The organism is Streptomyces sp. NPDC028314 (assembly GCF_055565795.1).
Map to the genome: position 1 here is coordinate 135,879 of NZ_JBVHTP010000021.1, position 6,711 is coordinate 142,589.

7 protein-coding genes are annotated in these 6,711 nt (G+C 74.5%); 3 read left to right on the top strand and 4 right to left on the bottom strand.

Going from position 1 to position 6,711, the window contains the following annotated elements:
- The first annotated feature begins 331 nt into the window (after nucleotides 1–331).
- The gene (locus ACZ4TG_RS35250; protein ID WP_468171461.1) at nucleotides 332–979 is read left to right on the top strand and encodes a TetR family transcriptional regulator; all 648 of its coding nucleotides are present in this window, start codon (nucleotides 332–334) and stop codon (nucleotides 977–979) included.
- Between the two features lie 102 nt (nucleotides 980–1,081).
- Here the strand turns inward: ACZ4TG_RS35250 and ACZ4TG_RS35255 are convergent, their stop codons facing one another.
- The 3 genes from ACZ4TG_RS35255 to ACZ4TG_RS35265 form a co-directional block, all read right to left on the bottom strand.
- Nucleotides 1,082–1,558, bottom strand: coding sequence for a nitroreductase family deazaflavin-dependent oxidoreductase (locus ACZ4TG_RS35255; protein ID WP_468171464.1), 477 nt, complete (start codon nucleotides 1,556–1,558; stop codon nucleotides 1,082–1,084).
- Nucleotides 1,558–2,751, bottom strand: a complete 1,194-nt coding sequence (locus ACZ4TG_RS35260) for an acyl-CoA dehydrogenase family protein (protein ID WP_468171467.1) — start codon at nucleotides 2,749–2,751, stop codon at nucleotides 1,558–1,560. The genes ACZ4TG_RS35255 and ACZ4TG_RS35260 overlap by 1 nt, the downstream gene beginning before the upstream one ends.
- A gap of 873 nt (nucleotides 2,752–3,624) precedes the next feature.
- Entirely contained in the window at nucleotides 3,625–3,870 is a 246-nt protein-coding gene (locus ACZ4TG_RS35265; RefSeq protein ID WP_468171470.1) for a hypothetical protein, read from the bottom strand.
- Nucleotides 3,871–4,005: 135 nt separating this feature from the next.
- On the opposite strand from ACZ4TG_RS35265, the gene ACZ4TG_RS35270 reads away from it, so the two are divergent.
- The gene (locus ACZ4TG_RS35270; protein WP_468171473.1) at nucleotides 4,006–5,226 is read left to right on the top strand and encodes a thiolase C-terminal domain-containing protein; all 1,221 of its coding nucleotides are present in this window, start codon (nucleotides 4,006–4,008) and stop codon (nucleotides 5,224–5,226) included.
- A gap of 61 nt (nucleotides 5,227–5,287) precedes the next feature.
- On the opposite strand, the gene ACZ4TG_RS35275 is transcribed toward ACZ4TG_RS35270, so the two are convergent.
- Nucleotides 5,288–5,791, bottom strand: coding sequence for a hypothetical protein (locus ACZ4TG_RS35275; RefSeq protein WP_468171476.1), 504 nt, complete (start codon nucleotides 5,789–5,791; stop codon nucleotides 5,288–5,290).
- Between the two features lie 75 nt (nucleotides 5,792–5,866).
- Here ACZ4TG_RS35275 and ACZ4TG_RS35280 point away from each other — a divergent pair, with 75 nt between their 5' ends.
- A complete protein-coding gene (locus ACZ4TG_RS35280) occupies nucleotides 5,867–6,526 on the top strand; it encodes a pyridoxine/pyridoxamine 5'-phosphate oxidase (RefSeq protein WP_468171479.1) in 660 nt (219 codons plus the stop codon).
- The last annotated feature ends 185 nt before the right edge of the window (nucleotides 6,527–6,711 follow it).

Genomic DNA, 6,711 nt, shown 5'->3' on the forward strand with positions numbered 1-6,711 from the left:
TGATGTGTCCGAAAACTTGTCCACAGCCTGTTGATAAGACTATTCGGGGGATACGCCACGATACGGGTGGGTCGGGCCCGGGATGCGCGCGGGCCCCGCGCCGGCCGGGAGGCCCCCGGGGGCCGTCCCGGGGGGCCTCCGCGGATCGTCCGGGGGGCCTCCGCTGATCGTCCGGGGGGTCTCCGCGGATCGTCCGGGGGGCCTCCGCTGATCGTCCGAGGGAGCGTCCGGGGGGCCGTCCGGGAGCCGCTTCCGACCAGGCCGGCGACCTCGTAACCCCATTTGCAGGCGGCCGAATAGCGCGCCGATCACCCCTCGGTAAGCTGACGGCATGACAGGACAAGTACGCACCGTCGACGGGCGTGTCGCCGGCCGGCGCGGCCAGGCGACGCGGCAGAAGCTGCTCGACTGCCTCAGCGAGATGCTCAGCTCCTCGCCGTACCGCGACGTCAAAGTGATCGACGTCGCCCGCAAGGCCGGTACCTCCCCCGCGACCTTCTACCAGTACTTCCCGGACGTCGAGGGCGCCGTCCTGGAGATCGCCGAGCACATGGCAACGGAGGGCGCGCAGTTGACGGCGCTCGTCGAGGGCCGGAGCTGGGTCGGCAAGGCCGGCTGGGCCGCGGCCGAGGAACTCGTCGAAGGCTTCCTGGAGTTCTGGCGGCGCAACGACGCGATCCTGCGGGTCGTCGACCTCGGCGCGGCCGAGGGCGACAAGCGGTTCTACAAGATCCGCATGAAGATCCTCAACTCCGTCACCAACTCCCTCACGGAGTCGATGAAGGAGCTCCAGGCCAAGGGCAAGGTCGACAAGGACGTGAGCCCGGCCGCGATCGCCGGTTCGCTGGTCGCGATGCTGGCCGCGGTCGCCTCGCACCAGAAGGGCTTCCAGACCTGGGGTGTCAAGCAGGCCGAGCTCAAGCCGAACCTGGCGCTGCTCGTCCACCTCGGCATCACGGGCAAGAAGCCGACCAGGTAACGGCGGACCCCGGACCCTTGCCAGGGGTCCCGGTCCGCCGCCCCGGGCCCGGCGCCGGCTCCTGCCGGTGCGCCGCCGGCCCGTGCCCGCCCTCCGCCGCGATCAGCGTCGCTCCAGGCGGAACAGCCGGATCTCGCGCTCGATGCGCGCCTGGTACGTCGCGTACGGCGGCCAGAACTTCAGCACCGCCTGCCACGCCGCCGCGCGTTCCTCGCCCTGCAGCAGCCGGGCCCGTACGGCGATGTCCTGACCGCGCCAGCTCACGTCCGCGTCCGGATGCCTGAGCAGGTTCCCGGTCCAGGCGGGATGTCCCGGGCGGCCGAAGTTGGAGCCGATCAGCAGCCAGCTCGCGCCGCCCTCCTCCGGCATGCAGGCGAGCGGCGTGGTGCGCGGCTCGCCTGACTTGGCTCCCCTGGCGGTGAGGATCACGCCGGGGAGCATCTGGGCGCTGAGCATGACCTTGCCCCGGGTCAGCTTGTGCACGGCCTTGTCCATCGCGGGGATGAAGTGCGGCGCGAGCTTGGCGAACAGCATGGTCGAGGAGACCTTCTGCATCAGTTTGACGCCGACGGGAGCCATCAGACGGCCGCCTTCTCGGGTGTGGTGGACGGGGCGAACAGGCCTGCCCGCCGGGCGGCGTGCGCGCGGAGCCGGTGGACGGGGCCGAAGAGGAGCTCGTCGGCCGCGGCCCGCTTGAAGTAGAGGTGCGCGTCGTGCTCCCAGGTGAAGCCGATGCCGCCGTGCAGCTGGATCGCCTCGCCGGCGGTGATCCGCAGCGCCTCCAGGGCCTGGGCGAGGGCGAGGCCGCCCTGGTCCGGGTCCCAGGCGGCGTAGTAGGCGGCGGAGCGGGCCGCCTGAACCTGGACGTACAGGTCCGCGAGGCGGTGCTTGACCGCCTGGAACGACCCGATCGCCCGGCCGAACTGCTCGCGCTGCCGTACGTACTCCACCGTACGGGCCAGCGCCTGCCCGGCCGCGCCGACCGCCTCGGCGGCGAGGGCGGTGGCGGCGGTGCGGCCGGTGGCGGCGAGGGCGCCTAGGACCGCGCCCTCTTCGTCGCCGTCGCCGAGCAACTCGGCACGGACGTGGCGCAGTTGGATCCGGCCTTGCGGCCGGGTCTCGTCGAGGGTGGACTGCCGGGCCCGTACGAGACCGGGCGCGTCCCCCCGTACGAGGAACAGCAGGGTCCGGCTGCGGGCGAAGCCGCCGGTGTGCGCGGCGACGAGGAGCAGGTCGGCGCCGTGGCCGTCGAGCACCTGGGCGACCTCCCCGTACAGCCGCCATCCGCCCTCCGCGGGGACGGCCTGCACCCCGCCGGCCCGGCCCCCGCCGGCCCACTCCCCCGGGGCGTTCTCGCCGGTCAGCGCGAGGGCGGTGGCCAGGGCGGGGCCGGGTACGGCGAGCGCGGCGGTCAGCCCGCCGGCCGCGAGCGGGGGCAGCAGTGCGGATCGCTGGGCCTGCGTCCCCAGAGCCCCGATCAGCGGCGCGGCCAGTGCGGCGGTGGCGAGCAGCGGCGAGGGCAGCAGCACCCGCCCGGTCTCCTCGCAGGCCAGCGCGAGGTCGGCGGGGGCGCAGCCGACGCCGCCGTACTCCTCGGCGATGGCGATGCCCGGCAGGCCGAGCTGCCGGGCGAGCTGCTGCCACAGCTCGCGGTCGTGTCCGGCGGCGGTGCGGACGGCGGCCTTGACCTCGTCCGGGCCGCAGCGTTTGCCCAGGATCTCGCGCAGGGTGCGGCGCATCTCGTGCTGCTCCGCGGTGAAGGCGGCATCCATCGTCGGGCTCCTCCCCGTATCTGACGGGCCGTCATGTTAGGGCGACAAGGCCCAGATGCCCAGGGGGCGCGCGCCGGGGGTTCAGGGGCCGGGCGGGGGGCCGGGCGCCCAGCCGGGCATGGAGTCAGCGGCACAACCTGGGGCGGGGGCCAACCACGCAACCTGGGACGGGGTCAGCGGCGGGGCCAGACGCCCAGCCGGGTGCGGTCGGCGGGGGGGGCAACGGCGAAGCCGGTCGTGGTCGGCGCCGCGGCCAGCGGCGCAGCCTGTCACGGGACCAGCGACGCAGCCTGCGGCAGGGTCAGCGACGCAGCCGGGGGCGGGCCAGCCACGCAGCCGGACGCGGGATCAGCGGCGCGGCCTGCGGCAGGGTCAGTCGCCAAGCCGGGCACGGTCGGCGCCGGGGCCAGTCGCCCAGCCGGGCACGGTCACCACCGGGGCCAGCCGCCCAGCCGGGCACGGAATCACCGGCACAACCTGCGGCGAGGGCCAGCCACACAGCCTGGGGCGGTCGGCGGCGGGGCCAGGCACGGTCGCCGCCGGGGGCAGCCGCACAACCGGGCACGGGGGACAGGGACGCAGCCCATAGCGGGGCCAACCACGCAGCCGGGCACGGAGACAGGGACGCAGTCGACGGCAGGGCCAGCCACGCATCCGGGCGCGGAGTCAGCGACGGGGTCAGCCACGCAGCCAGGTGCAGCGGCGCAGCCTGTGGCGGGGCCAGCCACGCAGCCTGGGCGGGCCAGGGACGCGGCCTGCGCCGGGGCCGGCGGCGCAGCCGGGCGCGCTCGGCGCCGAGGTCAGCGGCACAGCCGGGCACGGGGCCCAGCCACGCAGCCGGGCACGGGGCCCGCCGCGCAGCAGGACACGGGATCAGCGGCGCAGCCCTCGGCGGCCCAGCCGCTCGGCGGCCGCGATCCCCGCGCAGCCGACGCACGCCATGACGGCGTACCCGAGGATCTCGTGGCCGTCGGGGACCAGGAAGCGGAGGAACCCGAGGAAGCGGATGAAGCCGACCCACTCGTGCAGCAGGCCGCTGACGCCACCGACGAGGAGGGCTCCACCGAGTAAGCCCAGCACGCCCTTCAGAGGGTGGCCGGCAGAAGGCGAAGAGGTCATGCACCGACCGTAGGACGGGCGGCGCGCGCGCCGCATCACCCTTCCGGCGGGGACGGCCGCGACGAAAGAGAACGACCGGCCCGAGGCGTCCTCACCCCCTAGCGCCTGACGCACCGTCAGATATACCGTCGCCCCATGCCTGGACTGTCTGGACAGCCACGACCCGCACCCCACACACCCGCCGCCGCCCCCTCGCCACGCCGCCGGGTCGCGGTCGTCGGCGTCGCCCTCTCGGACTGCGGCCGGGTGGACGGACCCACCCCCTACGCCCTGCACGCGCAGGCCGCCCGCCGGGCCCTGGCCGACTCCGGCCTCGACCGGTCGGTCATCGACGGCTTCGCCTCCGCCGGCCTCGGCACCCTGGCCCCCGTCGAGGTGGCCGAGTACCTCGGACTGCGCCCCACCTGGGTCGACTCCACCTCCGTCGGCGGCTCGACCTGGGAGGTCATGGCCGCCCACGCCGCCGACGCGATCGCCGCGGGCCACGCCAACGCCGTCCTCCTCGTCTACGGCTCCACCGCCCGCGCCGACATCAAGGCCCGCCGCCGCACCTCGAACCTCTCCTTCGGCGCGCGCGGGCCGCTCCAGTTCGAGGTCCCGTACGGGCACACGCTGATCTCCAAGTACGCGATGGCCGCCCGCCGCCACATGCACGAGTACGGGACGACCCTGGAGCAGCTCGCCTCGGTGGCCGTACAGGCCCGGGCCAACGCCGCCACCAACCCGGAAGCGATGTTCCGGCAGCCCCTGACCGTGGACGAGGTCCTCTCCTCCGAGATGATCGCGGACCCCTTCACGAAGCTGCACTGCTGCATCCGCTCGGACGGCGGCTGCGCGGTGCTGCTGGCGGCGGAGGACTACGTACCCGACACCGCCAAGGCCCCGGTCTGGATCCTGGGCTCGGGCACCTCGGTCTCCCACACCACCATGTCGGAGTGGGAGGACTTCACCGTCTCCCCGGCGGCGGTCTCGGGCCGCCTGGCCTTCGAACGCGCCGGGATCACCCCGGCGGACGTGGACCTCGCCCAGATCTACGACGCCTTCACGTACATGACGCTGGTGACGCTGGAGGACCTCGGCTTCTGCGCGAAGGGCGAGGGCGGCGCCTTCGTGGAGAAGGGCCGGCTGCTGCGCGAGGGCGAGCTCCCCGTCAACACGGACGGCGGCGGGCTGTCCGCCTGCCACCCAGGCATGCGCGGCCTGTTCCTCCTGGTGGAGGCGGTACGCCAGCTCCGGGGCGAGGCGGGCGCGGGCCAGGTCACCAAGGCCGGCGGCCGCCTCCCGGAGGTGGCCGTGGCCTCGGGCACGGGCGGCTGGTTCTGCTCCTCCGGGACGGTCGTCCTGGCCCGCGGCTAGGCCGTCCCTTACGGTTCTTGCGACGCGGGGGCTTCACCGGCCACGGTCCGGAAGCGGCCGCCTAGTACTGCCAGCGGGGCTGCTTGCCGTCCTCCCGGCAGTGGATGAGGCGGCCGTTCCCGGCGTGGGTGGACCGTCCCACGTCGGCCTTGCGGCAGAACTGGCCCGCGTTGTAGCAGTTGCCGGCGTTGGAGACGATCTCGCAGTCGGCAGCGGCGGGCGGGGCCGGAGGCTGGGCCGGCTCCTTCGTCGCGGGCTTCGTCGGCGCCTTCGGAGCGGGCTTGGTCGGGGCGGGGGCCGCCTGGGTGGGCGGCTTGGCGTCGGGCGTCTGCGCGACCGGGGTGGGGGTGGGGGTGGGCGTCGGGGACGGTACGGCCGAAGGCGTCGGGGGCGGCGTGGGGGTGGGGGTCGGCGTCGGGGTCGGGGTGGCGACGGCCGTCGACCGGACCACCGACGGCGTGACGGCGGGCCCACCGCTCTCGGCCGGCCCGCACGCGACGGCGACCCCCGCCACCAGTACCGCGGTCAGCGCCCGTCTGACGACATTGCTCTTGATTCCACGCATCGCTACCCCCACCCCAAAGTGTTTGAAGACGGAATCATATGAACGGCGATGCGCCCGGGATATGACAATGGCGAAATGAGCGAAGCCGATTTCCACGCCACCCTGCATTCCCTGCGCGTGTGGGACACCCAGCTCCCCGCCTTCGACCCGGACTCGGCGCCGGCGGAGCCCCTGACGCTGTTCCGGGAGTGGTTCGTGAGCGCCGCCGAGGCCGGGCAGCCCGAACCGCACACGATGAGCCTGGCGACGGTGGACGCCGAGGGGCGGCCCGACGTACGCACGCTGATGCTGCACGACGCCGATGCGCGGGGCTGGCACTTCGCCTCGCACGCCACCAGCACGAAGGGCCGGCAACTGGCCGGGCAGCCGGAGGCGGCCCTGGGGTTCTACTGGCCGACGGTGGGCCGGCAGATCCGCATCCGGGGCACGGTCACGCCGTGCGGCCCCGAGGAGAGCCGGGCCGACCTTGCGGCCCGCTCACGCGGCGCGCTGGCGGCCGCGCTGACGGGGCACCAGAGCGAGACCCTGTCCTCCCTGCCGGAGCTGGCCGAGGCCTCGGCGGCGGCCTGGGCCCGCGCGGGGGCGGACCCGGACGCGGTGGCGCCGACGTGGACCCGGTACGTGCTGGCCCCGGCGGAGGTCGAGTTCTTCCAGGGCGACGCGGCTCGACGCCATGTGCGGCTCCGCTACGACCGGGGGCCGGGCGGCTGGCGCCGCGGGCTGCTGTGGCCGTAACCGGTGCCCTGGCCGGGCGGTTTCCGGGGTTCGGGGTGTCCCCGGTGCCCCGGGCCTGTTTGCAGCTCGGCTGCTGCGTGTCGCCTCAATCGCCGGCGGGGCTGGGGTGGTGGGTCGGTGCCGTGTCCGGGGTGGGGTGTCGTCCGGGGCGGGCATGATTTATGGCGCCTGTTCAGGACCTTGAA

Bases quoted from the DNA above. Each gene is read 5' to 3' on its own strand.
- ACZ4TG_RS35255 (WP_468171464.1), bottom strand. From the start codon at position 1,558: ATGGCTCCCGTCGGCGTCAAACTGATGCAGAAGGTCTCCTCGACCATG.
- ACZ4TG_RS35260 (WP_468171467.1), bottom strand. From the start codon at position 2,751: ATGGATGCCGCCTTCACCGCGGAGCAGCACGAGATGCGCCGCACCCTG.
- ACZ4TG_RS35275 (WP_468171476.1), bottom strand. From the start codon at position 5,791: ATGCGTGGAATCAAGAGCAATGTCGTCAGACGGGCGCTGACCGCGGTA.
- ACZ4TG_RS35280 (WP_468171479.1), top strand. From the start codon at position 5,867: ATGAGCGAAGCCGATTTCCACGCCACCCTGCATTCCCTGCGCGTGTGG.
- ACZ4TG_RS35265 (WP_468171470.1), bottom strand. From the start codon at position 3,870: ATGACCTCTTCGCCTTCTGCCGGCCACCCTCTGAAGGGCGTGCTGGGC.
- ACZ4TG_RS35250 (WP_468171461.1), top strand. From the start codon at position 332: ATGACAGGACAAGTACGCACCGTCGACGGGCGTGTCGCCGGCCGGCGC.
- ACZ4TG_RS35270 (WP_468171473.1), top strand. From the start codon at position 4,006: ATGCCTGGACTGTCTGGACAGCCACGACCCGCACCCCACACACCCGCC.